General features: G+C 70.4%; 27 protein-coding genes and 1 riboswitch. Of the genes, 13 read left to right on the top strand and 14 right to left on the bottom strand.

Annotated elements, in window-relative coordinates; all coding sequences use genetic code 11:
• Positions 1 to 14: 14 nt before the first annotated feature.
• The 10 genes from KGA65_RS11820 to fliE all read right to left on the bottom strand — a co-directional run bounded on the left by KGA65_RS11820 (position 15) and on the right by fliE (position 8,886).
• A complete protein-coding gene (locus KGA65_RS11820; protein ID WP_225863305.1) occupies positions 15 to 1,214 on the bottom strand; it encodes a flagellar hook-length control protein FliK in 1,200 nt (399 codons plus the stop codon).
• Positions 1,211 to 1,543 (bottom strand): hypothetical protein, encoded by a 333-nt coding sequence (locus tag KGA65_RS11815; RefSeq protein ID WP_225863304.1) that lies wholly within the window; start codon positions 1,541 to 1,543, stop codon positions 1,211 to 1,213. The genes KGA65_RS11820 and KGA65_RS11815 overlap by 4 nt, the downstream gene beginning before the upstream one ends.
• Positions 1,536 to 1,922 carry a flagellar export chaperone FliS gene (fliS, locus tag KGA65_RS11810; protein ID WP_225863303.1) on the bottom strand — a complete coding sequence of 129 codons (387 nt, stop codon included), beginning with the start codon at positions 1,920 to 1,922 and terminating at the stop codon, positions 1,536 to 1,538. The genes KGA65_RS11815 and fliS overlap by 8 nt, the downstream gene beginning before the upstream one ends.
• A 34-nt stretch (positions 1,923 to 1,956) precedes the next feature.
• Positions 1,957 to 3,333, bottom strand: coding sequence for a flagellar filament capping protein FliD (fliD, locus tag KGA65_RS11805; RefSeq protein WP_225863302.1), 1,377 nt, complete (start codon positions 3,331 to 3,333; stop codon positions 1,957 to 1,959).
• A gap of 88 nt (positions 3,334 to 3,421) precedes the next feature.
• Positions 3,422 to 3,874, bottom strand: a complete 453-nt coding sequence (locus KGA65_RS11800; RefSeq protein WP_225863301.1) for a flagellar FliJ family protein — start codon at positions 3,872 to 3,874, stop codon at positions 3,422 to 3,424.
• The gene (gene fliI, locus KGA65_RS11795; RefSeq protein WP_225863300.1) at positions 3,871 to 5,181 is read right to left on the bottom strand and encodes a flagellar protein export ATPase FliI; all 1,311 of its coding nucleotides are present in this window, start codon (positions 5,179 to 5,181) and stop codon (positions 3,871 to 3,873) included. The genes KGA65_RS11800 and fliI overlap by 4 nt, the downstream gene beginning before the upstream one ends.
• A complete protein-coding gene (fliH, locus tag KGA65_RS11790; protein WP_225863299.1) occupies positions 5,178 to 5,882 on the bottom strand; it encodes a flagellar assembly protein FliH in 705 nt (234 codons plus the stop codon). Before fliH ends, fliI begins: the two co-directional genes overlap by 4 nt.
• Positions 5,882 to 6,922 carry a flagellar motor switch protein FliG gene (locus KGA65_RS11785; RefSeq protein WP_375142631.1) on the bottom strand — a complete coding sequence of 347 codons (1,041 nt, stop codon included), beginning with the start codon at positions 6,920 to 6,922 and terminating at the stop codon, positions 5,882 to 5,884. The genes fliH and KGA65_RS11785 overlap by 1 nt, the downstream gene beginning before the upstream one ends.
• Positions 6,906 to 8,576 (bottom strand): flagellar basal-body MS-ring/collar protein FliF, encoded by a 1,671-nt coding sequence (gene fliF, locus KGA65_RS11780; protein ID WP_225863471.1) that lies wholly within the window; start codon positions 8,574 to 8,576, stop codon positions 6,906 to 6,908. Before fliF ends, KGA65_RS11785 begins: the two co-directional genes overlap by 17 nt.
• 40 nt (positions 8,577 to 8,616) lie before the next feature.
• Positions 8,617 to 8,886 (bottom strand): flagellar hook-basal body complex protein FliE, encoded by a 270-nt coding sequence (gene fliE, locus KGA65_RS11775; protein ID WP_225863298.1) that lies wholly within the window; start codon positions 8,884 to 8,886, stop codon positions 8,617 to 8,619.
• A 598-nt stretch (positions 8,887 to 9,484) separates the two neighbouring features.
• Positions 9,485 to 9,574, bottom strand: a riboswitch (cyclic di-GMP riboswitch).
• Between the two features lie 314 nt (positions 9,575 to 9,888).
• Here fliE and KGA65_RS11770 point away from each other — a divergent pair.
• From KGA65_RS11770 to KGA65_RS11740, 7 genes are read left to right on the top strand one after another with little or no spacing between them, the layout of a single operon-like run.
• A complete protein-coding gene (locus KGA65_RS11770) occupies positions 9,889 to 10,752 on the top strand; it encodes a FliM/FliN family flagellar motor C-terminal domain-containing protein (protein WP_225863297.1) in 864 nt (287 codons plus the stop codon).
• An 8-nt stretch (positions 10,753 to 10,760) separates the two neighbouring features.
• Positions 10,761 to 11,129: a FliM/FliN family flagellar motor switch protein gene (locus tag KGA65_RS11765; protein WP_225863296.1), complete on the top strand. Its 369-nt coding sequence runs from the start codon at positions 10,761 to 10,763 to the stop codon at positions 11,127 to 11,129.
• Between the two features lie 5 nt (positions 11,130 to 11,134).
• Entirely contained in the window at positions 11,135 to 11,896 is a 762-nt protein-coding gene (gene fliP, locus KGA65_RS11760; protein WP_225863295.1) for a flagellar type III secretion system pore protein FliP, read from the top strand.
• A gap of 22 nt (positions 11,897 to 11,918) precedes the next feature.
• Positions 11,919 to 12,191: a flagellar biosynthesis protein FliQ gene (fliQ, locus tag KGA65_RS11755; protein ID WP_310740959.1), complete on the top strand. Its 273-nt coding sequence runs from the start codon at positions 11,919 to 11,921 to the stop codon at positions 12,189 to 12,191.
• Positions 12,192 to 12,204: 13 nt separating this feature from the next.
• Positions 12,205 to 13,002 carry a flagellar biosynthetic protein FliR gene (gene fliR / locus KGA65_RS11750; protein ID WP_225863294.1) on the top strand — a complete coding sequence of 266 codons (798 nt, stop codon included), beginning with the start codon at positions 12,205 to 12,207 and terminating at the stop codon, positions 13,000 to 13,002.
• Positions 12,992 to 14,125 carry a flagellar type III secretion system protein FlhB gene (flhB, locus tag KGA65_RS11745; RefSeq protein WP_225863293.1) on the top strand — a complete coding sequence of 378 codons (1,134 nt, stop codon included), beginning with the start codon at positions 12,992 to 12,994 and terminating at the stop codon, positions 14,123 to 14,125. Before fliR ends, flhB begins: the two co-directional genes overlap by 11 nt.
• On the top strand, positions 14,122 to 16,212 hold the full coding sequence (locus KGA65_RS11740; RefSeq protein WP_225863292.1) for a flagellar biosynthesis protein FlhA: 2,091 nt from the start codon (positions 14,122 to 14,124) through the stop codon (positions 16,210 to 16,212). Before flhB ends, KGA65_RS11740 begins: the two co-directional genes overlap by 4 nt.
• Here KGA65_RS11740 and KGA65_RS11735 read toward each other — a convergent pair.
• On the bottom strand, positions 16,201 to 17,268 hold the full coding sequence (locus KGA65_RS11735; protein ID WP_225863291.1) for a hypothetical protein: 1,068 nt from the start codon (positions 17,266 to 17,268) through the stop codon (positions 16,201 to 16,203). The genes KGA65_RS11740 and KGA65_RS11735 overlap by 12 nt on opposite strands.
• 177 nt (positions 17,269 to 17,445) lie before the next feature.
• Positions 17,446 to 18,327 carry a flagellin N-terminal helical domain-containing protein gene (locus KGA65_RS11730; RefSeq protein ID WP_225863290.1) on the bottom strand — a complete coding sequence of 294 codons (882 nt, stop codon included), beginning with the start codon at positions 18,325 to 18,327 and terminating at the stop codon, positions 17,446 to 17,448.
• Positions 18,328 to 18,488: 161 nt separating this feature from the next.
• Between KGA65_RS11730 and dapF the strand changes: the two genes are divergently transcribed.
• Genes dapF through KGA65_RS11715 form a run of 3 tightly spaced genes read left to right on the top strand, consistent with a single transcriptional unit; the run spans position 18,489 to position 21,017 of the window.
• Positions 18,489 to 19,346 carry a diaminopimelate epimerase gene (gene dapF, locus KGA65_RS11725; RefSeq protein ID WP_225863289.1) on the top strand — a complete coding sequence of 286 codons (858 nt, stop codon included), beginning with the start codon at positions 18,489 to 18,491 and terminating at the stop codon, positions 19,344 to 19,346.
• A complete protein-coding gene (locus KGA65_RS11720) occupies positions 19,343 to 20,041 on the top strand; it encodes a DUF484 family protein (protein ID WP_225863288.1) in 699 nt (232 codons plus the stop codon). The genes dapF and KGA65_RS11720 overlap by 4 nt, the downstream gene beginning before the upstream one ends.
• Before the next feature lie 4 nt (positions 20,042 to 20,045).
• On the top strand, positions 20,046 to 21,017 hold the full coding sequence (locus KGA65_RS11715) for a tyrosine recombinase XerC (RefSeq protein WP_225863287.1): 972 nt from the start codon (positions 20,046 to 20,048) through the stop codon (positions 21,015 to 21,017).
• Positions 21,018 to 21,024: 7 nt separating this feature from the next.
• On the opposite strand, the gene KGA65_RS11710 is transcribed toward KGA65_RS11715, so the two are convergent.
• Together KGA65_RS11710 and KGA65_RS11705 are read right to left on the bottom strand one after the other, a co-directional pair.
• The gene (locus KGA65_RS11710) at positions 21,025 to 22,320 is read right to left on the bottom strand and encodes an acetyl-CoA hydrolase/transferase family protein (RefSeq protein WP_225863286.1); all 1,296 of its coding nucleotides are present in this window, start codon (positions 22,318 to 22,320) and stop codon (positions 21,025 to 21,027) included.
• 39 nt (positions 22,321 to 22,359) lie between these two features.
• Entirely contained in the window at positions 22,360 to 22,926 is a 567-nt protein-coding gene (locus KGA65_RS11705; protein ID WP_225863285.1) for a hypothetical protein, read from the bottom strand.
• A 181-nt stretch (positions 22,927 to 23,107) separates the two neighbouring features.
• Between KGA65_RS11705 and KGA65_RS11700 the strand changes: the two genes are divergently transcribed.
• From KGA65_RS11700 to KGA65_RS11690, 3 genes are read left to right on the top strand one after another with little or no spacing between them, the layout of a single operon-like run.
• Positions 23,108 to 23,461 carry a GntR family transcriptional regulator gene (locus KGA65_RS11700; protein ID WP_225863284.1) on the top strand — a complete coding sequence of 118 codons (354 nt, stop codon included), beginning with the start codon at positions 23,108 to 23,110 and terminating at the stop codon, positions 23,459 to 23,461.
• Positions 23,458 to 24,339 (top strand): ABC transporter ATP-binding protein, encoded by an 882-nt coding sequence (locus KGA65_RS11695; protein ID WP_225863283.1) that lies wholly within the window; start codon positions 23,458 to 23,460, stop codon positions 24,337 to 24,339. The genes KGA65_RS11700 and KGA65_RS11695 overlap by 4 nt, the downstream gene beginning before the upstream one ends.
• A gap of 15 nt (positions 24,340 to 24,354) precedes the next feature.
• Positions 24,355 to 25,236, top strand: coding sequence for a hypothetical protein (locus KGA65_RS11690; protein WP_225863282.1), 882 nt, complete (start codon positions 24,355 to 24,357; stop codon positions 25,234 to 25,236).
• The last annotated feature ends 14 nt before the right edge of the window (positions 25,237 to 25,250 follow it).

Genomic DNA, 25,250 nt, shown 5'->3' with positions numbered 1-25,250 from the left:
AGGTGAAACGGGGGTCACGCAAACGTGAAGGGCGATTCGGCGTCCTGATCGGCCTCGGCCAGCGCGCGGCCCGGGCGCTGTTCCTCGGGGGAACGGCCTTGCTGCTGCCGGCCACCGCCTTCGCCCAGGCCGGCGTTGTCACGGCGCTCGGCCACCTGGACGCTGACCTCGCCGCCATGGCGCAGGCCCAGGTCCTGGCGCAGGCCGTCGCTGACCTGCTGCAGCTGGCGGGCCACCTCGCTGTGGCTGGCGGCCAGCTGGACCTGCAGGCCGCCGGCCTCGTGGCGGATCTGGATCTCGATGTGGCCCAGCCGCTCCGGGCTCAGGCGGATCGTGGCCTGCTCGCTGCGCTGGTCCACCTGCCAGGACAGGCGCTCGCCCAGGGTCTCGCGCAGGGCTTGCGGCGTGTGGGCCCGCACCGGGCTGGAGGCGTCGGTCGCGGGGCTGCCCGTCCCCGCCGAGGCGGCATCGAGATGCCCCCACGCGAGGGGGGTGCTGTTCGGGCTGGGCGACACGGCGCCCGATGCCGGGCTGTCGCTGTCGCCATCGGCGGTGGGCGAGGGGACGGCGACCGCGAGGCTGGCCCGCGCCTCGGCCGGGGCGGGGGCGGGGGCAGAGTTGGTCGCCGCAGCCGAGGTGGCCGGGGCGGCGTCGCTGTCCGGGGTGGGCTGGGACGGGCGCGGTGGCTGCGCCGTCGACCCGGGCAGCAGGGCGGGGTGCGGGGCCGCTGCGATGGCAGGGGCGGCGGCCGAGGTGTCGGCGCGGCCCGTGGTGCGGGGCGCGTTCTGTCCGACCAGGCTGGCTGTCATGGCCACGGGCAGGTTGGTCCAGTCCATCCGCAAGGCGGGGCTGTCCTGGGCCAAGGCCTGCGCCGTGCCGTCGTTGCCGTCCTGGGGGGCGTCGGCCGGTGCGGGATCGGTGGCCGTCGCGGTGGTGGTCGCGGCCGCAGACTGCCCACTCAGCCAGCGGGCCAGATCCAACGCCTCGAGGGTGGCGTCGGCCTCGGTCGATGGACTGGCGTCGTCCTGGGCCCCGGCCTGTTGCAGCGCTTGCTGGAAGCCGGCCGTGGGGGGCCTGTCCGAGGCGGCGGTGTCCTGTGTCGGTTGGGTGGTGTCCGGCGTGACGTTGTCGGCCGGCGCCCCCGCGGGGGCGGCCGCGGTGTCGTTGGGGGTGGCTCGGGGGCTGGAGGAGGTCGGGTTCAGGGCAAGGGTCATGGCTGTGCTTCTTCCAGCGGGTCCTGAAGGCTGGTCAGGGCATAGGCCAGCCAGCCTTCGCGTTGTTCACCCAGGGTCTGCAGGCGTTCCTGCAGGTCGACCATGGCTTCTTCACAGGCCGTGCGGGCCTCGGCATGGACCTCGCACAAGCGGGCCCAGTGCGGCCGCTCGGCCTGCGTCCAGTGGCCCGCGCGGGCCAGCACCGGCAGTTCGCGCGCCAGGGCGGCCTCGGCCTGCACCAGCGCCTGCCAACCCTGGCCTTCGCGTGCCAGGGCCAGCCCACGGACCAGGGACGCCCGCAGCTGCTGCAGGCGGGCCTGTCTAGCCATGCCGGACCTGCACTTCCTGCCAGCCCTGGCGCAGGGTGCCCAGCACCTGGACCACGTCGTCCACCATGGCAGGATCCAGCGCGATGCCGGCCCGGCACAGGCGGTCGGCGCAGAAGTCGTACAGCCGGCCCAGGTTGTCCACGACCTCTCCACCCTGGTCGGTGTCCAGCGCGCTGGACAGACCGTTGAGGATGGCGATGCACTTGTCCAGGCTCCTGGCCTTGAGCTCGTAGCGCTGGGCCTCGATGTGGGCCCGTGCGCGGGCCAGCTCTTCCAGCAGGCCGTCCATCAGGATCAGCACCAGCTGCACGGGCGAGGCCTGGGCGGTCTGGGCGCCCAGGTTGACCGTCTGATAGCTCTGGTAGGCGTCTTGGTACAAGGTCGTCTCTCGGGGTGAGGGGTCGCGGAAACGCTCAGCTCAGGCTGCTGAGCAGGCTGGTGTTGTCACTCATGCTCGACTGCAGGGTCTGCAGCTGGGTGAACTGGGCCAGGTAGCGCTGGTACAGCGTGTTGTATTGGTCCTCCAGCTTGGTCTGGCGCGTGCTGATGTTGGTCTGCTGGCGCTGGACGGCGTCCTGCCGGTTCTTGATCAGGCCGTTGGTGCTGTTGGTCCACTGCTTGAGCAGGGTCGAGAAGCTGCCCATCACGCCGCTGGGCGAGGTGGTGCTGGCGCTGCCCAGGATGGTGTCCAGGCCGCTGGGGTTGGCGCTCAGGGCCTTGGTCAGCTTGGTCTGGTCCAGCGACAGCTGACCGTCGCGGTTGGCGGTGATGCCGTAGTCCATCAGCCGCTGGGTGCCCACCTGCTGGCGCAGGATGGTGGTCAGGCGGTTGCGCAGGCTGCGCACGCTGGAATCGTTGGCGAAGGCGCCCGCCTTGGTGGTCGTGGAGCTGCCGCTGGTGCTGCTGCTGATCGCCGTCAGGCTGTCCAGGGCCGTGTCGAGCGTGTTGTAGGCGTCGATGAACTTCTGGATGTTGCTGACCGTGCCGCTCTGGTCGCTGGCCACGGACAGCATCATCGGCGAGCTGCCGGCAGCCTGGGCCTGCGTCAGCGTCAGGCTCACACCGGGAATGGCGGTGAAGGTGTTGGAGGCCTGCTGCACCTTCACGCCGGTGCCCTGGGCGCCCAGCCACAGGACGGCGTCCTGCGCGGCGGCGAGCTGCTTGCCGCCGGTGCTCAGCGCATCCTTGAGCGTGCTGGCCGGCAGGCCGCTGGCGTCCAGCGTGATGGCGCTGCCCGCGCCGGTTTCGCCGGCGCTCAGCACCAGGTTGGTCTGGGTGCCCGAGGTGACCACCATCGCGCTGACCATGCCGTTGTTGCCCGAGGCCTGGTTGATCGCGCGGGCGATCTCGGTCTGCGACAGGGTGCCGTCGCTGTTCGCGTCGGCGCTCGCCAGGTTGACGTTGAAGCTGCTGCCGTTGGCCAGCTGCACCACCAGCGGGCCGCCCAGCACCACCGGCACGGCTGGCAGGTCCTCAAAGGCGACCTGGTTGGCGCTGGCGACCTGCTCGACGAACACGCTGGTGTTGCCCGGCGTGGCGGTGGCCGAGGCGGTGGCCGTGGCATAGCCGGTGCTGCTCAGGCTGGCCGTGTAGCTGAGCACCGATTTCTGGGTGGTCAGGCTGCTCAGCGCGCTGCTGAAGGCACTCAGGGCCGACTGCAGTTTGCTCAGGGCCGTCGAGGTGGTCTGGGCCTGGCTCGACTGGGTGCTGAGCAGGGTCTGCGTGCCCGAGGTGTAAGCCGTGGCCAGCTGCTGGGCCATGCTGGCGGGATCGATGGTGCTGGTTCCCATGGTGTGAACTCCTGGTTCGGTTGACGGGGGTTGCTCCGTCAATAGGCGACCGTCGGGCCGCAGAACTGAAGCGTCATTGCGTGGCCCCTCATCCGGCCGCCGTCTGGCCGCGCCACCAGACCTGCATCGCCAGGTCGTCCTGCTGCTTCTGGGCCTTTTGCGCCTGGCCCTGGCTGACGCGCTGCTGCTGGCGGTCGCGCACCTGGTCCAGCGCGCGGTGGCGCAGCGTGGCGCCCACCAGGGCCTGCTGGGTCTGGGCCAGCTGGGCCGTGTGCTCGGCCAGGTCGGCGCGGTGGCGCTCGGCCAGGGCCAGCACGGTCTGCCGGTACTGGCCGGCGTTGAGCGACAGCGCGGGCGACACGGCGGTGGCGGCACCGGTGCCGGCGCTGCGGGCGAGCTGCTGCAGCCGGTCCAGGTTGCGTTGGTAACGTTGTTCGACGGCCCGCTGGTCGGCCAGCGTGGCCTCCAGCCGGGCGCATTCGCGCTCGCGCAGGTCCACCAGGGTGCCCAGTTGCTTCAGCTGTCGTTCGTCACGGGTCATGCCATCAACTCCAGCAGTTGGCGTTCGACGTCGGCCATCGGGGCGGCCTCGGCCGTGCCTTGTTTCAGGAAGGCTTCCATGCGCGGGGCCAGCTGCACCGCGCGGTCGGTGGCCGGGTCGGCGCCGGCCACATAGGCGCCCAGCGGCAGCAGCTCACGCACCTGGGCGTGGCGGGCGGCCAGCTCCTTGAAGGCGCGTGCGGCTTCCAGCTGCGGCTTGGGGCTGACCAGGCCGGCGCAGCGGCTGATCGATTGGGCGATGTCGATGGCCGGGTAGTGGCCGCGTTCGGCCAGCTCGCGCGAGAGCACGATGTGGCCGTCCAGGATGGCGCGGGCGGTGTCCACCACCGGATCCTGCTGGTCATCGCCCTCGGCCAGCACGGTGTAGATCGCGCTCATGCTGCCCTCGGGGTGCTCGCCGTTGCCGGCACTCTCCACCAGCTGCGGCAGCAGGCTGAAGACCGAAGGCGGGTAGCCGCGCGTGGCCGGCGGCTCGCCCAGGGCCAGCGCCACCTCGCGTCGGGCCATGGCGTAGCGGGTCAGTGAATCAACCAGCAGCAGCACATGCAGGCCCTGGTCGCGGTAGTGGGCGGCGATGGCGTGGCACAGCTCGGTGGCGCGCAGCCGCATCAGCGGGGATTCGTCGGCTGGCGCGCAGACCACGACCGAGCGGGCCAGGCCGGCGGCGCCCAGCGACAGGTCGATGAACTCGCGCACCTCGCGGCCGCGCTCGCCGATCAGGCCGACCACGACCACGTCGGCCACGGTCTGGCGGGTGATCAGGCCCAGCAGCACGCTCTTGCCCACGCCGGAGCCGGCCATCAGGCCCACGCGCTGGCCGCGGCCCAGCGTCAGCAGGCCGTTGATGGCGCGCACGCCCACGTCCAGGCGCTCGTGCACCGGGGTCTTCTTCAACGGGTTGACCTTGGGCGGGCGGGTCTCCAGCACCTGCTCGCCGTCGAGCCGGCCCAGGCCGTCGATCGGCTCGCCCAGGCCGTTGACGATGCGGCCCAGCCAGGCCGGGCCGATGCGCAGCGTGCCGCTGTCGCTGGCGGGCAGCACCCGCGCGCCGGTGGCCAGACCATCGGTCTGCTTGAGCGGCATCAGGTAGGAGACCTCGTTGCGAAAGCCCACCGCCTGCGCGTCGATCCAGCCGCCATCGGCCGCCTCGATGCGGCAGCGCTGCCCGGTGTGGAAGGGGCAGCCGGTGCTCTCCAGCAGCAGACCCGATGCGCCCACCAGGCGGCCGGTCAGCGTGGCGACGGGCACGGCATCGAGATCGACCCGGCGCAGGGCGGCTCCGATCATGCGGCGGCCTCCAGCGGCGGTGGCTCGTCGTCCTGGGCCAACTGGGCCTGGACCTGGTCCATGCAGGCGCTCAGGCGCTGGCGGCAGCCGGCGTCGGCTTCGCGGCCTGCGGCCTGCACCCGGCATTCGCCGGGTTCCAGCGCCGGGTCAGGGCGCAGCTGCCAGCGTCCGGCACGGGCCGGATCCAGTTCGCGGATGCGTTCAAGCTCTTCGGGGTTCAGGAAGACCTCGACCTCGTCGTCGCGGGTGGGGGGCAGGGCGGTCAGGGTCTCCTCGACCAGGCTGAGCAGCTGGGTCGGCTTGAGGGCCAGCTCGCAGCGGATGACCTGGCGGGCCACCTTGGCCACCAGCTCCACCACATCCTGGCGCAGGGCCGCCTGTTCCTCGGCGCGCTGCTGGCGCAGCGCCTGCATCAGCGCGTCGATCGGTGCGGCCAGCGCGTCCCAGCGGGCACGGGCCTCGGCGCGGGCCTGGTCCAGCGCCTGCTGGCGGCCCTTGGCCAGGCCTTCCTGCAGGCCCTGCGCCAGCCCGTCGGCGCGGCCGCCCGCCAGGCCTTCCTGGTAGCCCTTGTCCAGGCCTTCCTGGAAGCCCTGGGACAGGGTGGCCTGCACATCCCCCAGCAGCGGGTGCTCGCCCGACGGGGTTTGCGCGCGGACCTGGGCCAGCGGCGGGAAGCGGTAGGGACGGGCGTGCTTGAGCATCACTCGACCACCGCCTCCGCGAAGAGTTGCACATCGACCTCGCCGGCCTCGGCCAAGGCCTTGACCTGGGCCATGATCTCCTCGCGGGCCTGCTTGACGCGGCTCATCGGCACCGGGCCGCTGCGGCGCATCATGTCCTCGAAGCTCTGGGCCTGGCGTTTCGGCATGGTCTGCAGCACCGCGTCGCGGATGGCGGGCTCGGCGCCCTTGAGCGCGATGGCCCACTGCTCCAGCGGCACGGCCTCGATCAGGCGTTGCAGCGTGGCCTCGGTCTGGCGGCTGAGGATGAAGAAGTCGTACATGCTGACTTCGATCTCGGCCACCACCTTGGGGTCGTGGGCGCGCAGCAGCTCGACCATGCGGGCCCGGTCGCCGGGCAGGCGGTTGAGGATCTCGGCGGCTTGGCGGATGCCTTCGACGGTGGCGCTCTGGCTGCCCATGGCCTCCAGGCAGCGGTCCACCAGCTCCTCCAGCTCGTGCAGCAGCTCGTGGTCGATTTCGCTGAGGCGGGCCACGTTGATCAGCACCAGGTCGCGGCTCTCGTCGGGCAGGGCCTCGATCACCTGGCCGGCCAGCGCCGAGGGCAGGAAGCTCAGGAACACCGCCTGCATGCGCACATGCTCGCGGGCGATGCGCTCGGCCAGCCACTTGGGCGTGGACCACTGCAGCCGCGCCATCTTGGGCCGGATCGCATCGCCATAGATGCTGTTGAGCACGCTGTTGGCGATCTCCGAGCCCAGCGCCAGGTCCAGCGAGCGCTTCAGGTAGGAGCGCGAGGCGCCGTGCAGGCCGCTTTGCTGACGGTAGTCGTCGAAGAAGCGCTGCAGCGCGGTCTTGACCGTGTCCACCTTGATGCCGCTCATGCGCGACATCACCTGGGTCAATTCCAGCAGCTCCTCGCGGCTGAGGCAGCGCAGCACGGCGGCGGCGGGCTCCTCACCGATGCTGAGCATCACGATGGCGGCCTGCTCGACCGGCGTCATGGTGCCGCCCATCGTCAGGGGCGTGCCGCTGTCCTGGGATTCATTCGGGCTGGGCATGGTGTTGCATCCATTGCTTGACGACTTCGGCCACGCGTTCCGGCTCCTTGCCGGCCAGCGTCTTCAGGTGATCGACCAGCACATCCACCGGGGAGCCGGCGGGCGGCAGGTCGTAGTTCTCGAGCAGCGGCACCACCGGCATCTCGGCGGCAGAGGCCGTGCCGGGCAGCGCCGGGGCGCCTTCGGTCCCCTTGCCGGGCAGGGCGGCGGCTGGGGCCGTGGCGGGGCTGGCACTGCGTTCCAGTTCGGTCAGCGGGGTCACGTCCGGCGCCCGGGCCGGCAGCAGGCGCTGCTGGGCGGCGCGGGTCAGTGGGCGCAGCACCAGGAAGAACAGCAGCAGGCTGCCCAGTGCCCAGGTGGCCCAGTTCACACCGTCCAGGATGGTGTCGCGCTCCTGCCACCAGGGCACGGGGGCCGCGACGACCGGGAAGGCGAAGGCCGAGACCGTGAGCTTGTCGCCGCGCTGCGCGTCGATGCCCAGGCCGCTGCGCAGGGTCTTGTCGATGTTGGCCAGCTCGGCCGGGGTCCAGCCGGTCTTGAGGCCCCCGGGGGCGGCGCGGGTGTTCAGCACCACGGCCACGTTCATGCGGGCCAGGCGGCCGCGGCTGCGCTGGATCTGCGTGATGCTGCGGTCGTAGGCGTACTGGCGGCTGGTGGCTTCCTTGCGGGCGGTGGCGGCGTCCGACGCGGGGGCCGAGGCAGCCACGGCCACCGGCCGGTTGCTCAGCGAGCCGGGCACGCCCACGGCCAGGCTGTCGCGGTCGGTTTCCTGGCGCATCGCCTCGGTGGTGACCTTGGGGGCCTCGCCGTATTTCTCGTGGGTCTCGTTGACCTTGTCGTTGTCGACCTCGGCGGTGACACTCAGGCGGTAGTTGCCCGCGCCCAGCACCGGGGCCAGCAGATCCTGCACATTGCGGCGCACCTCGTCCTGGTAGCGGTTGGCGGCCTCGCTGCCCTGGCCGCTCTCGAAGCCCTCGCTCAGGTCCACCCGGGCCGACAGCAGGTCACCGTTCTGGTCGACCACGCTGACGCGCTGCGGGTCCAGGCTGGTCAGGCTGCCCGACACCAGGCTGATGATGGCGGCGATCTGTTCGTGGCCCAGCTGGCGGCCGGGCTTGAGGCTGAGCACCACCGAGGCCGAGCTCTTCTCGCCGTCGTTGACGACGAAGGACGAGGATTTGGCGATCGACAGGTGCACCCGGGCCGAGGCCACCGGGTCCAGCGTCATGATGCTTTGCGCCAGCTCGCCCTCCAGGCCGCGGCGAAAGCGCATGTCCTGCACGAACTGGCTGACACCCAGCGGGTCGTCCTTGTCCATCAGTTCCATGCCGGCGGGCAGCTTGGCGGTCACGCCCTTGGCGGCCAGCATCATGCGCACCTGGCCCAGCTTGTCCTGCGGCACCAGCACCTGGCCGGTCTCGGGGTGCAGTCGGTAGGGCACATGCTCGGCATCCAGCACCGCCACCATGTCGCCCACGGCGACGCGCTCGCGCTCGCCGAACACCGGCTTGTAATTGGATTCGTCGCGCCACAGCAGCATCAACACCACCGCGGTCACGCCGGCGGCCAGCAGCATCAGCGGCACGAAGTGGCGCAGCAGCGGGGCCAGGGCCGGCGTGCGGGTGGCCAGGCGGGTGCGCCACTGGCCCAGCATCGGGGTGAGGCTTTGCAGGGTGCTCATTGCGCGCTCGGCCTCACAGCGGGAGCTTCATCAGCTCGTCCAGGCCGCCCATCACCTTGTTGCGCACCTGCATGAGCATGGAGAACGACAGGCTGGCCTCCTGGCTGGAGAGCATCGCGCCCACCAGGTCGTCGGAGCGGCCGCTCTCCACCGCCTCGACCTTCTGGGCGGCGGTCTGTTCCTGGCCGTCGACCGAACGGACCACGTCCTGCATGGCGGCCAGGAAACCGGGGTTTCCGGTGCCCGCAGCGTCGGCCTGGGACGAGGGCGTGGCGATATCCATCGGATTATTCCGAATGGATGTCAGGTTTGACTGAATATCGGCCAACTCGCGTTGCAGTGCAACAGACATATCCATGGCGGTCAGAATTTCCTGAATGTTCGCTAAGGGATTTCGGATGGAAAACCGGAGCTGCCGACCATTTCTCCGCGAGACATTCCCGGCGAAGGGCAAAGGAATCCCTGACCCTTGCCCTGAGGCTCGGGTGTCCATGCATGGTGGGGATTCCCAGCGAACGGGCGGCGTTGCCCTGTGTTTTCGTTGAAACCTATCTTCGCTGTGGTAACGGCAAGTTCAAAGAAAAGTAAAGGCCGTCCTTGACCTGTTTCTCCGGGCTATCCCGCAGGTCTGCGACAGGAAGTGCCTGGGGGGTGGCAGGCCTGCCGTTGCCGTGGCGAAGGTGCCGTGGATGGCATGCGGTGCAGGGGGCTCTGGAGAGCATGCGGGCGTCCTTTCTGAAGCGGGTGGCGGCAGCGGCGCTCCCGAGGAGAGAAAGGGCGCAACGTCACCACGGCCGTGGTGACGGCGACGAACCGGCCCTGCCAGGGGTGCTGGACGGGCATCCAGGTCGGCAGCGCGGCGCAAGGCCGGCTGCCACCGGTTCGGCGGCCCCGCTATCGTGGTCCTGGACAGGACGACAGACCGGAAGCTTTGCGACCCCGACTTTCGTGCGGGTGTGCCAAGAATGGTGCCCATTCTGCTGGCTCTGTGAAGAAATGCAAGTTGGGTTTGATGCAATGCAACATCCGGCCCCGTGATCTGCTGCACGGAATCCGGTGAACCTTTTGTGAAGGGCGCCCCGGGATTCAAAGGGCCCGGCGCGGGATATCCGGTGTGGCGGTGCGCCCCCCCACGCCGCCGGCCTCACCCTGCGGACATGCTGCATTGCAATGTGAAATACGGCAGAAAAACAGGCGCTGTGCGAGGGATCGCCCGGCGCGTCGCTTCACTAGCATGTGCTGGGGTCGAAATTCATCGGCTTCATCCTGTACAGACAGCACATCCATGGCCAATACATCTTCGACGCCGCGCGTCGGTGCGCCGCAGGTGGTGGACCCCCGCTACCTCGGGCGTCCAGTCCACCGACTGGCCGAGGTGGCGCAACGCCTGCACGACGACCTGGAACGCAGTTGGGTCCAGCCCTTCAACCGCCATCACCGTGCGGCCTTGTCGCTGGACGGCCTGCGCTTCGGCGCGGTCCAGCCCCGGCCCGGGCGCTGGACGGCCTACGCCGCCGAGGACGGGCGCCTGCAGTTCATGCTCGACCGCAGCGCCGCCCTGTGCGTGCTGGGCTACCGCTACGGGCTGAGCCGCGAACAGCTGCCGCCGGCCTGCGATCCGACCCAGGTGGGTGAGACCAGCACCGAAGAACGGCTGGTGCGCCAGCTGGGCCGGCAGTGGCTGGCCGTGCTGCTGGCCCGCTGCCGGGACGGGCTGGAAGGCGCCGTGCCGGCCAGCGCGGCGCAGCCCGAGGGCCTGGGCGGCTGCCCGGCACCGGCGCAGGGCTGGCAACTGGACTTCGAGCTGCAGGACGCCGACTCCGGTGTGCGGGGCCGGGGGGCCTTCGTGCTCGACGCCTTCTGGATGGAGCGCCTGTTCAAGTGGCTGGAGCCGATGCGGCGCAGCCGGGGCCGCGAACAGCGGGACGCGGCCCGGCCCTTCCCGCACCGCCTGGGCCTGACCCTGACCGCCCGCCTGCTGCAGCAGGACATGCCGCTGGGCAGGCTGCTGGACCTGCGGCCCGGTGAGGTGCTGCCGGTGCGCCTGGGGGCCACCGATGTGCTGATCGACGATGCCCGGCTGTTCACCGCCACGGTGGCCGAACGCCAGGGCAAGCTGTGCCTGACTTCCTTCCAAGACGCGGAGTGACCGAACCCATGAACGCCAACGACAAGCTGGAGATGGACCCCCTGCTGGGCGACGGCCCTGACCTGATCGACCTGGACACGCCCGAGGTGGCTCCGACGGCCGCGCCGGCCAAGCCGCGCCGCGACCTGTCGCAGATGATGCGCCGCATCCCCATCACGCTGACGTTGGAAGTCGGCAGCGCCCGCGTCAGCCTGCAGGACCTGGCCGACCTGAACGAAGAGTCGGTGGTCGAGCTCGACGCGCTGGCCGGCGAGCCGCTGGTCATCAAGGCCAACGGCACGCCGGTGGGCCGGGCCGAGGTGGTGGTCTCCGGCGACAACTACGGCCTGAAGGTCGTCGAGCTCAGCGGCCTGGACCTGGACAGCCTGCAAGGATGAGTTCCATGCCGCGATGGCCGGTGCTGCGGGCCTGGGCCCGTCCGCTGCTGATGCTGGCCCTGCTGGCTGGCGCGGCCGCGGCGCAGGCCGACGAACTGAAGCTGCCCGACCTGGGGGCGGCCGGCCCCGCCGGCGGCCTGACCGTCAAGTCGCAGATCCTGGTCCTGATGACCCTGCTCGGGCTGCTGCCCGCGCTGGTGCTCATGATGACCAGCTTCACCCGCTTCGTGATCGTGCTGTCGCTGCTGCGCCAGGCCCTGGGCCTGCAGCAGGGCCTGCCCAACCGCATCGTCACCGGCGTGGCGCTGATCCTCACGCTGCTGGTGATGCGCCCGGTGGGCGACCAGATCTGGAGCCAGGCCTTCAAGCCCTACGACCAGAACCAGATCAGCATGGAGGTGGCGCTGGAGCGCGCTGCGCAGCCGCTGTCGCGCTTCATGCTGGCCCAGACCAGCAAGGCCGCGCTGCAGCAGGTGGCGGGCCTGGCCGGCGACACCAAGGTGGCCAAGCCCGAGGACCATGCCTTCACCGTCAAGCTGGCGGCCTTCGTGCTCAGCGAGCTCAAGACCGCCTTCCAGATCGGCTGCCTGCTGTTCATCCCCTTCCTGGTCATCGACCTGGTGGTGTCCTCGGTGCTGATGGCCATGGGGATGATGATGCTCTCGCCGCTGGTCATCTCGCTGCCGCTCAAGCTGCTGCTGTTCGTGCTGGTGGACGGCTGGACGCTGACCGTCCAGACCCTGGTCAGCAGCGTGCATCCCGTCTGAACCCGCGCGAGGAACGCCGCCCATGCTGACCCCCGAGATCGCCGCCGACCTGGTGGCCGAATGCCTGAAGCTGGTGATGCTGCTGGTCACGGTGCTGGTGTTGCCGGGCCTGGTGGTGGGCCTGGTGGTCAGCCTGTTCCAGGCCGCCACCCAGATCAACGAGCAGACCCTGAGCTTTCTGCCGCGCCTGCTGGTCACGCTGCTGGTGGTGGGCCTGGCCGGGCGCTGGATGGTGGTCATGCTGATGGACTACTGCGTCAGCATCTTCCACCGGGCCGCGGCCCTGGTCGGCTGAGGGCGGCCCGCCGATGGACGCCCTGCTGCTGAAACTGCCGGCGCTGCTCGCGGCCCTGTGGTGGCCGTTCTGCCGCAGCCTGGCCGTGCTCAGCATGGCGCCCGTGCTGGGCGAGGCCCTGGTGCCGGTGACGGTGCGCATCCTGCTGGCGCTGGTGCTGGGCGTGATCCTGATGCCGGTGGCCGCCCAGGGCGCGGTGCCGATCGACCCGCTGTCCCTGCAGGGCGTGGTCGCCACGCTGGAGCAGGCGGTGATCGGCCTGGCCATCGGGCTGGCCTTGCAACTGGCCATCGCGGTGTTCCAGGTGCTGGGCTACCTGGCCTCCTCGCAGATGGGGCTGGCGATGGCGGTGATGAACGACCCGCTCAACGGCAGCGCGTCGGACGCGGTGTCCAACCTGCTGTTCATCCTCTGCACCCTGGTGTTCTTCGCGGTGGACGGCCACCTGGTGATCACCGGCGTGCTGGGCGCCAGCTTCAAGGCCTGGCCGGTCGGCGCCGGCTGGGGGCAGCTGTCGCTGGACACGCTGGTGCTGCAGGTGGGCTGGGTCTTCTCGGCCGCGATGCTGCTGGCGCTGCCGCTGGTGTTCTCCACCCTGGTGGTGCAGATCGGCTTCGGTTTTCTGAACCGGGTGGCGCCGACGATGAACCTGTTCTCGCTCGGCTTCTCGGTGGTCACGCTGTTTGGCGTGCTGATGCTGTGGGCGCTGGCCCCGTCGCTGCCGGCGCATTACCTGCAGGCGACCCAGCACACGCTGGACCTGCTGCAGCAGGGGCTGATGCAGGCCAAGGAGGCCGCGCATGGCCGATGAAGCCAGCGACAAGACCGAACAGGCCTCGCAGCAGAAGCTGCGCAAGGTGCGCGAGCAGGGCCAGGTCGTCCGCTCGCGCGACGTCGCCACGGCCATCGGCCTGCTGCTGGGCATCAAGCTGGTGATGCTGCTGATGCCGTCCTGGCTGGCCGATTTCCGGGCCCTGTTCCAGCTGATCCTCTCGCCGCTGGACGGACCCGAGAGCCTGCTGAACCTGGGCTCGCTGGTCTTTCCGGCGGTCATGCTGCTGCTGGTCAAGATGGTGGCCCCGCTGGCGGTGATTCCGCTGGCCATCATCGCGGGCTCGCTGTGGCCGGGCGGCTGGATCTTCAGCACCAGCAACCTGCAGCCCAAGCTGGAACGCTTCAACCCGCTGAGCAACCTGGGCCGGCTCGTCTCGGGCAAACACTTCAGCGAGTTCGGCCTGTCGCTGTTCAAGGTGGGCGTGCTGCTGGCGGTGCTGTGGCATGTGGTGCGCTCGGCGCTGCCCGCGGAGCTGCACCTGCAGTCGCTCAGCCTGAGCCAGGCCATCGAGGTCGGGGCCGGGCTGATGATGGACGGCATCCTGTCGATGGCGATGGTCTTCGTGCTGTTCGCGCTGGCCGACCTGCCGCTGCAGCGCTTCCTGTTCATGCGCCAGCAGCGCATGAGCAAGCAGGAAGTCAAGGAAGAGCACAAGAACAACGAGGGCCGGCCCGAGGTGCGCCAGCGCATCCGCCAGCTGCAGCTGGCGCTGGCCCGCCGCGGTGCGCGCAAGACGGTGCCCACCGCGGACGTGGTGATCGTCAACCCCGAGCACTACGCCGTTGCGCTGAAGTACGACGAGAAGCGCGCCCAGGCCCCCTACGTGGTGGCCAAGGGCGTGGACGAGATGGCCCTCTACATCCGCCAGCTGGCGCGGGAACACCGGGTGGAGGTGCTGGAGATCCCGCCGCTGGCGCGCGCCATCTACCGCACCAGCCAGGTCCAGCAGCAGATCCCCGCCGCGCTCTACAAGGCCGTGGCACTGGTGCTGCACCACGTGCTGGCACTCCAGGCCTTCCAGCAGGGGCGCCGCCCCGCCGCGCCCGTGCTGCCCACCGACATCCCGGTGCCAGCCCACCTTTCCGAGATCACGCCATGAACGCGCTGAGCCGATTCCTTGCCGAAGTCCGTCGCCAGAAGGTGGCCACGCCGCTGTTCCTGATGGCCGTGCTGGCCATGATCATCCTGCCGCTGCCGCCGGCGCTGCTGGACGTGCTGTTCACGTTCAACATCGTGCTGGCGATGGTGGTGGTGCTGGTCAGCGTGAGCGCCAAGCGGCCGCTGGATTTCTCGGTCTTCCCGACCATCATCCTGGCCACCACGCTGATGCGGCTGACGCTCAACGTGGCCTCCACCCGGGTGGTGCTGTTGCACGGCCACGAGGGCACGCAGGCGGCCGGCCATGTGATCGAGGCCTTCGGCAACGTGGTGATCGGCGGCAACTTCGTCGTCGGCCTGGTGGTCTTCGTCATCCTGATGATCATCAACTTCGTGGTGGTCACCAAGGGCGCGGAGCGCATCTCGGAGGTCTCGGCCCGCTTCACGCTGGATGCGCTGCCCGGCAAGCAGATGGCGATCGACGCCGACCTGAACGCCGGCCTGATCAACCAGGAGAAGGCCCAGGCCCGCCGCCGCGAGGTGGGCATGGAGGCCGACTTCTACGGCGCGATGGACGGCGCCTCCAAGTTCGTGCGCGGCGACGCCGTCGCCGGCATCCTGATCCTGCTGATCAACATGCTGGGCGGCGTGGCCATCGGCGCGCTGATGCACGACCTCAGCTTCTCCGATGCCTTCCGCCAGTACGCGCTGCTGACCATCGGCGATGGCCTGGTGGCCCAGATTCCGGCGCTGCTGCTGTCCTCGGCCGCCGCCATCATCGTCACCCGCATCAGCGATTCGGGCGACTTCGAGACCCAGGTCGGCGAGCAGCTGCTGGCCAACCCGGCGGTGCTGTTCAGCGCCGCCGGCATGATGGCGCTGCTGGCCAGCATCCCCGGCATGCCGCGGATGACCTTCCTGGCCTTTGCCGCGCTGCTGGCCTTTGCCGGCTGGCGCATGCACCAGCGCGAGCCCAAGCCGGTGGCCGAGCCCGAACAGGCTCTGCAGGCGGCGTTGGTGGTGGAGCGCCCGCCCGAGCTGGACTGGCGCAGCCTGCCGGTGGTCGAGCCGCTGACCCTGACCGTGGGCTACCGCCTGGTGGGCCTGATCGACCAGGCGCACGGCGCGCCGCTGACGCAGCGGGTCAAGGGCTTGCGCCAGACGCTCAGCGAGCAGATGGGCCTGCTGCTGCCGGCCATCGGCGTGCGCGACGACCTGGGCCTCAAGCCCACCCAGTACAGCGTGCTGCTCAACGGCACGCCGCTGGCCGGTGGCGAGGTGCACCCCGACCGGCTGATGGCCATTCCTTCGCCGCAGACCTACGGCGAGCTGGACGGCCTGCCGGCGGTGGACCCGGCCTACCGCATGCCGGTGGTCTGGATCGCCCCGGAAGACAAGGCCCATGCGCTGGGCCTGGGCTACCAGGTGGTGGATGTGCCCAGCGTGATCGCCACCCACTTGTCGAAGCTGGTGCGCGAGCAGCTGCCCGAGCTGCTGCGCCACGACGACGTGGCCGCGCTGCTGGAGCGCCTGACCACGCTGGCGCCCAAGCTGGCGGCCGCGCTGGAGAAGGCGCTCAACCACAGCCAGTTGCTCAAGGTCTTCCGCGCGCTGCTGGCCGAAGGGGTGTCGCTCAAGGACATCGTGCCGGTGGCCACCACGCTGCTGGAGAACGCCGAGGCCACCAAGGACCCGCTGATGCTGGCCGCCGAGGTGCGCTGCACGCTGCGCCGCCAGATCGTCAACGGCCTGTGCGGGCCGGCGGCCGAACTCAAGGCCTTCAACCTCAGCGGCGAGCTGGAAAGCCTGCTGCTGGGGGCGCTGAACCAGGCCCGCCAGGGCAACCAGAAGGTGGCGCTGGACAACTTCCCGGTCGATCCGCAGCTGCTGTCGCAGCTGCAGCTGAACATGCCCACCGTGCGCGAGCAGATGAAGCAGCAGGCCACCGCGCCGGTGCTGCTGGTGATGCCGCAGATCCGGCCGCTGCTGGCCCGCTACGCGCGGCTGTTCGCGCCGGGCCTGAGTGTGCTGTCCTACAACGAGGTGCCCGAGCAGCGCGAGGTCAGCATCGTCGGCTCACTGGGCTGAGGCAGCCCGCCGCGACCGCGGGGCGGGGGGCACCAGCTCGTCCGCCCACAGTGCCAGGCAGAGCTCGGCCGCCACGCGAAACAGCAGTGGCGGCAGGCGGGCTGGCCGCACGCTGCCGGCCGGCGGCGTCCACAGGTCCATGCCCGGGCCCAGCCGGTCGAGCCGGCTGGCCTGCAGCGTCAGCCCCAGGCGGCTGATCAGGCCGGTCAGCTGCGGCAGCCGCGCCTGCAGCCGCGCCAAGGTGGCGGCCTCGGCCGCGGCCAGCCGCAGGCGCAGCCCGGGGCGCCCCAGTTCGATCTGCAGCACCACCGGCCCCCAGCCGGGCGGGTTCAGCATCACGCGCAGGGCCAGGGGGCGGACCTGTGGGGGCGCGTCGCGATCCAGGTCGGGGTCGGGCTCGACCAGCAGCAAGCCCAGGCGCAAAGGGCCCAGACCCAGTTCAAAGCGTGGTGACCGGGGCGGCGGCGCCGTGTCTTCGTCCGGCGCCTCCTCCTGCGACAGCCAGCTGGCCAGCAGCCCCCAGGGCAGGGCGCCATCCGCGGCGCGCTGGCGCCAGCGCTCGCGCGCATCGCTGCCGCGGCCGGTGCCGGTCAGCACCTGGCGGCGCCACTGGAAGGCCAGCCGCGTGGCCTCGGCGCTCAGGGGGTGGATCAACCGCAGGATCTCGGCATCGGGGCGCAGGTCGTTCAGCGCCGGGCCGGCGGCCGGGGTGGCGGTCGGGGGGGCCTCGGCGGTGGCCTGAGGGGGCGCCGTGCTGGGCGGGCCATCGTCGCCGGGCGTCGCGGTCGTGCTTTGCAGCTGCAAGGCCAGCTGGGGCCGGGTGCTGACCACGGTCCAACTGAGCGGCGTGCCCGGGGGCAGGTTGGCCAGGCGTGGGTCCGAGCCCGGCAGGCGCCAGACCCGGCCCTCGGCCCCTTGCAGCAAGGCCATGCCGTCCTGAAAACCCACCAGGCGCAGCAGCACCAGGTCGCCGGCTCGCCAGGCGGGGGGGGCCCAGCTGCCGGTGCCCAGCACCGGGCGCGGCATGCTGACGGGGGCGACGCGGTCCAGTGCCATCGGGGTGGCCTCTCAGAAAAGGGTGGGGGGCAGGACGGGGACCCCAGCCGGTCCCTTACCCATAAGGGGCGACGGGCGGCGGCAGGGCCTTAAGGCGGGAAAACACCATAAAAAAAGCCGGACTGTCGCCAGCCCGGCCGTGGTCCAGGAGCCGGCGGGGGGCCGGCCCGCGGTCCATCACTGCATCAGCGACAGGACCATTTGCGACATCGAGTTCGATTGCTTGAGCATCGAGGTACCGGCTTGCAGCAGCATTTGCTTGGAGGTCATGTTCGAGGTCTCGGTGGCGTAGTCCACGTCCATGATCCGACCCTTGGCCGCCGAGGTGTTGGTGCTCATGTTGGCCAGGTTGTTGTAGACGTGGTCCAGGCGGTTGGAGGCCGCGCCCAGCGTGGAGCGGAACGAGCCGACGGCGTCCAGGGCCGTGCTCAGCGTGGTGATGATGGCGTTTGAGCCGCCGGTCAGTTCGGTGCCGGCGGTGCCCGGGGTGGCGTAGTTCGAGCTGGCGCTGTCCAGGGCGGTGGCCACGGCGGTCAGCGAGGTCTGGGTGTCGACCTTCATCGTTTCGCCGGCCGAGGCGCCGATCTGGAAGGTCAGCGTGGCGGTGCTCAGCAGGCCGCCGGAACCGTCGGTCGTCGTGCCGTTACTGAACAGCTGCTTGCCGCCGAACGAGGTGTTCTTGACGATGTTGCCCAGTTCGGTGCCCAGGGCGTCGAACTCGGACTGCATGGCGGTCTGGTCGGTGGACGTGGTCGAGGCGGTGTAGGCCTCGGTCGCCAGATCCTTCATGCGCTGCAGGATGTCGGTCACTTCGCTGAAGGCGCCTTCAGCGGTTTGCATCATCGAGATGCCGTTCTGGGTGTTCTTCTGGGCCACGGCCATGCCGCGGGTCTGGGCGTTCAGGCGGGTGGCGATTTGCAGGCCGGCGGCGTCGTCCATCGCGGAATTGACGCGGTAGCCCGTGCCCAGGCGGGCCATGGACGTCGACAGGGCCTTTTGGCTGGCGGACAGCGAGTTTTGGGTGGACAGCGCGGCGAGGTTGGTGTTCAGGCTCAGCATGGGGATCACTCCTGGTTGGGTTTCAGGACCTCTGATTGACGTCCTCCCCCTCACTAGGCGGCGCGGGGGGCGGCGGCCTTAAATGCCGGACTCAAAAAAATTCGAAAAGGGCGCGCGGCGCCGGGTCGGGGGGGCTGTCCCGCCGTCTGATAATCCCCCCCATGCGTTTGCACTTCACCAAGATGCACGGTGCCGGCAACGACTTCGTCGTGCTGGACGCCACCCGTGCGCCGCTGGCGCTGCGCCGGGAACAGCTGCAGTTCCTGGGCGACCGCCGCTTTGGCGTGGGCGCCGACCAGATCCTGGTCGTCGAGGCCGCGCAGGCGCCGGGGGTCGACTTCCGCTACCGCATCTTCAACGGCGCCACCGGCGACGAGGTGGAGCAGTGCGGCAATGGCTCGCGCTGCTTCGTGCGCTATGTGCACGACCACGGGCTGAGCGACAAGACCACCATCCGCGTGGAAACCGTCAACAACCTGCTGACCCTGACCCTGCAGCCCGACGGTCGGGTCACGGTGGACATGAACCAGCCCCGCTTCGCGCCGGCCGACCTGCCTTTCGACCCCACCGGGCTGACGCCGCGCGAGGTGAACGGCATGCCGCTGTGGCCGCTGGACCTGGGCGGTGGCGTGCAGGCCGAGGTGGCGCTGGTGTCGATGGGCAACCCGCACGCCGTGCTGCGGGTGGACGACGTGGCCACCGCGCCGGTGGCCGACTGGGGTCCGAAGATCGAAGCCCACCCGCGCTTTCCGCGCAAGGTCAACGCCGGCTTTCTGCAGGTGCGCTCGCGCACCGAGGTGGCGTTGCGTGTCTATGAGCGTGATGCGGGCGAGACCCTGGCCTGTGGCACCGGCGCCTGCGCGGCGGTGGTGGCCGGCATTCGCCTGGGCTGGCTGGATGCCACGGTGGACGTGCACACCCGCGGCGGCGTGCTGACCATCACCTGGGCCGGCGAGGGCCACTCGGTGATGATGACCGGTCCGGCGGTGACCGTCTTTGAAGGAGAGATCGAGCTGTGACGAGCAACGAGAACGGGGTGCAGGGCATCACCGAACAGGACATCGCCAACTACCTGGCCAACAACCCGGGCTTCTTCGAGCGCCAGGCCGAGCTGCTGGCCAGCATCCAGCTCACCAGCCCGCATGGCCAGCGCGCCGTCTCGCTGCAGGAGCGGCAGATGGAGATGCTGCGCGAGCGCATCAAGGGCCTGGAGCGCAAGATCATGGAGATGATCCGCGCCGGGCAGGAGAACGTGCTGATCGCCGAGCGCATGCACCGCTGGACCTGCGCCGTGATGCTGGCGCGCGGCGCCACCATGCTGGGCGAGGTGCTGGTGGCCGAGCTCAAGCACGAGTTCCTGATCCCGCAGGCGGCGGTGCGCGTCTGGGGCGTGGCCCCGGCCTTTGCCCACCTGCCCTGGGCCCAGGGCGTCAGCGAGGACATCAAGACCTTCGCCGCCAGCCTGTCGCAACCCTACTGCGGCCTGAACGCCCAGTTCGAGGCCGCGCAATGGCTGGGCGACGCGACGCCGGCCCAGTCGCTGGCGCTGGTGCCGCTGCGCCTGGGGCCGTCGGCCGCCGAGTGCTTCGGCCTGCTGGTGCTGGGCTCGCCCGACGCGCTGCGCTACCAGAGCGACATGGGCACCGAGTTCCTGGAACAGGTGGGCGACATCGCCAGCGCGGCCCTGGGCCGGCTGATGGTGACGGGCGAGTGAGGCCATGAGCGACGGCGGCCCGGACGCGGGGCAGGCCCTGCCCGAGCCGCTGCCGCGCTACCTGGACCATCTGCGGGTGGAGCGCCGCGTCGCCGCGCGCACGCTGGCCCTCTACACCGACGCGCTGACCCGGCTGGCGCGGGGCGCGGCCGGCTTGAACGTGCCGCTGGAGCGCCTGCAGCCGCACCATGTGCGCCTGCTGCTGGCCCAGTTGCATGGCGCCGGCCAGGGGCCGGGCCTGTCACCGCGCAGCCTGGCGCTGCAGCTGTCGGCCTGGCGCGGGCTGTACCGCTGGTGGGGTCGGCGCGGTGGCGTGGCCCTGAACCCGGTGGACGGCATCCGCCCGCCCAGGGCTGGCAAGCCGCTGCCCAAGGCCTTGCCGGTGGACCAGGCGGTGGCGCTGGCCAGCCACAGCGCTCAGAACACCGACCCCGCGCTGGCGGCGCGCGACCACGCCATCGTCGAGCTGCTCTACGGCAGCGGTCTGCGGGTGGGGGAACTGGTCTCGCTGGATGCCCTGCCCAGTGCCGACGCCGCCGGCTGGGTGGATGCGGACGACGCCACCGTCCATGTGCTGGGCAAGGGCCACAAGCGGCGCAGTGTGCCGGTGGGCTCGCATGCGCTGCAGGCGCTGGCGGCCTGGGACCTGCAGCGCGTCAGCCTGGCCGCGCCGGGCGAGGCGGCGCTGTTCGTCAGCAGCCGCGGCACCCGGCTGTCGGACAGCCAGGTGCGCAGCCGGCTCAAGCGGCTGGCGCTGGAGGCGGGCCTGCCCACCTCGGTGCATCCCCACATGCTGCGCCACAGCTTCGCCACCCACCTGCTGCAGTCCAGTGGCGACCTGCGGGCGGTGCAGGAGCTGCTGGGCCATGCCAGCATCAGCACCACGCAGATCTACACCCAGCTGGATTTCCAGCACCTGGCCAAGGTGTACGACGCCGCGCACCCGCGCGCGCGGCGCAAGACCGGCGGGGGCTGAGCCCCGCTCAGATCAGGTGCATCGCCTTGGCCTGGGCCCGCAGCTCGTCGCGAAAGGCCGGATGGGCGATCCCGATCAGGGCCTCGACCCGCTCGTTCGAGGTGCGCCCGCGCAACTGGGCCACGCCGTACTCGGTGACGACGTAGTTCACATCGTTCTTGCTGGCGCTGACATGGGTGCCCGGCGTCAGCGTGGGCACGATGCGCGAGATGGTGTCGCCCTTGGCGGTGGAGGGCACGACGATGATCGAGCGCCCACCCTTGGAGCGGTTGGCCGCGCGGATGAAGTCGGTCTGGCCGCCGGTGGCCGAGTAGGGCTTGGGCCCCAGGCTTTCCGAGCCGCACTGGCCCAGCAGGTCGATCTGCAGCGTCGCGTTGAGCGACACCAGGTTGTCGTTCTGGCTGGCGATGTAGGGGTCGTTCGTGAAGTCCGACGGGTGCAGCTCGAAATCCGGGCAGGTGTCCAGGAAGCGGTAGAGCTTCTCCGAACCCAGCGCGAAGGTGGCCACCATCTTGCCGGGCATGAAGGTCTTGCGCCGGTTGGTGACGGCACCGCTCTCGATGAGGCTCAGCAGGCCGTCGCCGATCATCTCGCTGTGCACGCCCAGGTCGTGCTTGCCCTTGAGCAGCGCCACCACCGCGTCCGGGATGCCGCCGATGCCGATCTGCAGCGTGTCGCCGTCGTGGATCAGCGGTTCGACGAACTTCGCGATCGCCTGCTGCACCGGGCCGGTCTCGGACGGTGGCAGCGTGGTCAGCGGCCGATCATCCTCGATCCAGGCACTGACCTTGGAGATGTGCACCTTGGCCGGGCCGCCGGTGCGGGGCACGTGAGGATTCACTTCCAGCACCACGGTGCGGGCGCGCTCGATGGCGGCCAGCGTGTAGTCGGCCGAGACGCCGAGGTGGAAATAGCCGTCCGCATCCATCGGCGAGGCCAGCGCGAACACGATGTCCGAACGCACCTCGCCGCGGGCGAACATCACCGGAAAGTCCGAGAAATGGCCGTGGATCAGCGGCAGCCAGCCCGCCTGGGCGCCCGCGCGCGAGGGGCCCCCCAGGAACATCGACACCGGCCGGATGTGGTCCACCGTCTCTGGGTCGAAATAGCCGAAGGGGCGCAGCGGCAGCATCTGCACCACGGTGACACCGTGCAGCGAGCGGCGGCGCTCCGACAGCGCGGTCAGCAGGGCGGGGGGCTCACCGGCACCGACCGGCACGACCAGCCAATCGCCGTCGCGCACCAGGCCGACGGCATCGTCCACAGAGGCCCGGACGCGGGCCAGGTTTTCATTCCAAGTCATGCCCACATGGTACGGGAAACTACTTAAGTACTCTCTCAGTCAGCCCTTGGTGGGGGCCTTGCGCCCATGGGTCAGGCTGATGGAGCTGCCGCTGTCGGCGGCCTTGACCTCGACGATCACCGTGCTCTCGCTCTTCGGGTCGTTGATGGTCAGCGACATGCCCTGGTCTTCGCTCTGGTCCATCACCATCTTGCCCTCGGTGTGGGCCTTGAGCTGGCTGCGGTACCAGTCGGCCACCTTCTGGGGCGCATCGCTGCTGGTCAGCTCCACCTGCAGCATCTCCTGGTCGCCGTTGGCGAAGCGGTTGCTGTGGTTGGGCACCGGCTTGGCGCCGGGGTAGAAGGGAATGCCCAGGTCCTTTTCGCCGATCTGGGCCGCGCCCATCTCCATCTTGAAGGACTGGCCCTTCTCGTCGGTGCCTTCCACCTTCACACCGCCCTGGTGGATGTCGACCTTGGCATCGCCGCCGTTCTGGTTGATGGCCGCTTCGGCCATCTTCTCGGTGGCCTTCTCACTGGTGGCTTCCTGCACCTTGCCGCAACCGGCCAGCGTCAGCAGGGCCAGCAGCAGGGCGGGGGCGAGGCGGGGGGGCACGGGGTGGTTCATGGTTCCTCCTGAAAGTGTGTGGCCGCGATGCTGCCAGCCCGGCGGCGGTGCGGCCATCCCGCAGCCAGGTGACAGGTGGGGCTGTCGTTCGTCGGCCCGGGCGGTCGTTCGTCGCATCGGCCGGGTGGGTGGGCCGGCAAGCGCCTAGAGTGTGTTACCTCACCAACACACGGGAGCGCCCATGCACTGGGATGACCGTCAACCGATCTACCGCCAACTGGCCGAGCAACTGGCCGGCCGGCTGCTGGACGGCGAGCCGCGCGAGGGCGAGGCCATGCCTTCGGTGCGCGTGCTGGCCGGCCAGTACCTGCTCAATCCCCTGACCGTGGGACGGGCCTTGCAGGCCCTCAGCGAAGATGGGTTGCTGGAGAACCGCCGCGGTCTGGGCCTGTTCGTGCGCGAGGGGGCTCGTGAGCGTCTGCGCGCACTGGCCCGCCAGCGCTTTCTCGAACAGGAATGGCCGGCACTGCGGCGGCGCCTGCGGCGACTGGGGCTGGGCCCCGATGAACTTGACTGGGAAGGACACCTCGCATGACGGGCGAACCCCTGATCCAGGCCCGCGGCCTGGGCCTGCACTACGGCAAGAAGCGCGTGCTCGACGGGCTGGATTTCGAGATCCCGGCCGGCCGCATCGTCGGCCTGCTGGGCCACAACGGCGCCGGCAAGACCAGCCTGATGCGCACCCTGGTCGGGCTGAGCAGCCACGAGGGCGCGCTGCGCGTGCTGGGGCTGGACCCGCAGCGCCAGCGCACCACGCTGCTGCAGTCGCTCTGCTACATCCCGGACGTGGCCATCCTGCCGCGCTGGGCCCGGGCTTCGGAGCTGATCACGCTGATGGCCGGCCTGCACCCGCGCTTCTCGGCGGAGCGGGCGCGGCAGCTGCTGCAGCGCACCAGCGTCGGCCTGAACGACAAGGTCAAGACCCTCTCGCGTGGCATGGTGGTGCAGCTGCACCTGGCGCTGGTGGCCGCCATTGACGCGCGGCTGATGATCCTGGACGAACCCACGCTGGGGCTGGACGTGCTCTCGCGCAAGGCCTTCTACGAGATGCTGCTGGACGAGTGGTGCGACGGCGAGCGCAGCGTGCTCATCTCCACCCACCAGGTGGAAGAGGTGGAGTCGCTGCTGTCGGACGTGCTGATGCTCAGCGAAGGCCGGCTGGTGCTCAACATCCCGCTGACCGAGGTGGATGAGCGCTTCGTGGCCTTCAGCCACGACCCGGCCGTGGCCGACGCCGTGGCGGCCGCGCACCCGCTGCTGCGCTACCGCAGTCAGGGCCAGCCGGCGGCGCTGTTCCAGGGCGAGCCGCCGCCCGAGGTGGCGGCGCTGGGCCAGCGGCTGCGGCCCAGCCTGGTGGACCTGTTCGTCGCGCTGACCCGCGCGCCCGAACTCAACCGCGCGACCCCGCGCTGAACCGGAGACCTGCGCATGAAGACCTTTCAAACCCTGTTGCTGCGCGAGTGGCTGCAGCACGGCCGCCGTTGGTGGCTGATCGCGCTGGTGCCCCTGGCGTTCGGCCTGCTGGGCCTGTCGCTGGGCCACGTGCAGGTGGGCGGCGACGCCAGCCCGGTGGCCACGCTGCTGATCACTGCCACCGTCTACACGGCCCTGCTGTCGGGCGTGGGCTGGCTGGTGGCCTACATCCAGAGCGGCGGCCTGGCCCGGCGCGACTGGCAGGACCGCAGCATCGAATTCTGGCGCTCGCTGCCCGTGTCCGACACGGCGGCCGTGGGCGCCACCGTGCTGATGAACCTGGTGCTGCTGCCACTGCTGCTGATGGTGCTGGCCATTCCCAGCGGCTTGCTGGCGGCGGCCGTGCTGGTGGGCCGCGGACTGGGCTGGTCCGTTCTGGCCGGCCTGCCCTGGACGGACGCGGTGGGCCCGCTGCTGGCGGGGGCGCTGCGCATGGTGCTGGGTTCCCTGCTGGCCAGCTTCTGGATCGCCCCGGTGGCCCTGCTGAGCATGGCCGCGGCCGCCTGGCTCAAGCGCTGGGGCGTGCCCATGCTCTGGGTGGTCTGGGGCGTGGGCGGCACCATCCTGGCCAAGGGCTATGGCCTGCCCCAGCTGCTGCAGACGGCGCAGACCTTTGGCTTGCGCCTGGGCAGTGCGCTGCTGCCCTTGCGTGACCAGCCGGCGGCGCTGGCGGCGGCCCTGGACGGCCCGCAGCCGGATGTGACCTCGCTGCCCGGCCTGCTGGCACAGGACGCGCTGCTGCGCCTGCAGGAGCTGGCCAGTGGCTGGGCCCTGCTGGCGCTGGCGCTCTCTGTCCTGGGCTTTGCGCTGCTGGTCTGGCGCCGTCAACGGGGCTGAACCGCCGCGTTCGG

Source organism: Ideonella benzenivorans, from assembly GCF_020387415.1.
In the GTDB taxonomy this organism is placed as follows: domain Bacteria; phylum Pseudomonadota; class Gammaproteobacteria; order Burkholderiales; family Burkholderiaceae_C; genus Ideonella; species Ideonella benzenivorans.
The sequence above is the reverse complement of the archived record's forward strand: the minus strand, read 5'-3'. Positions and strand labels throughout refer to the sequence as shown.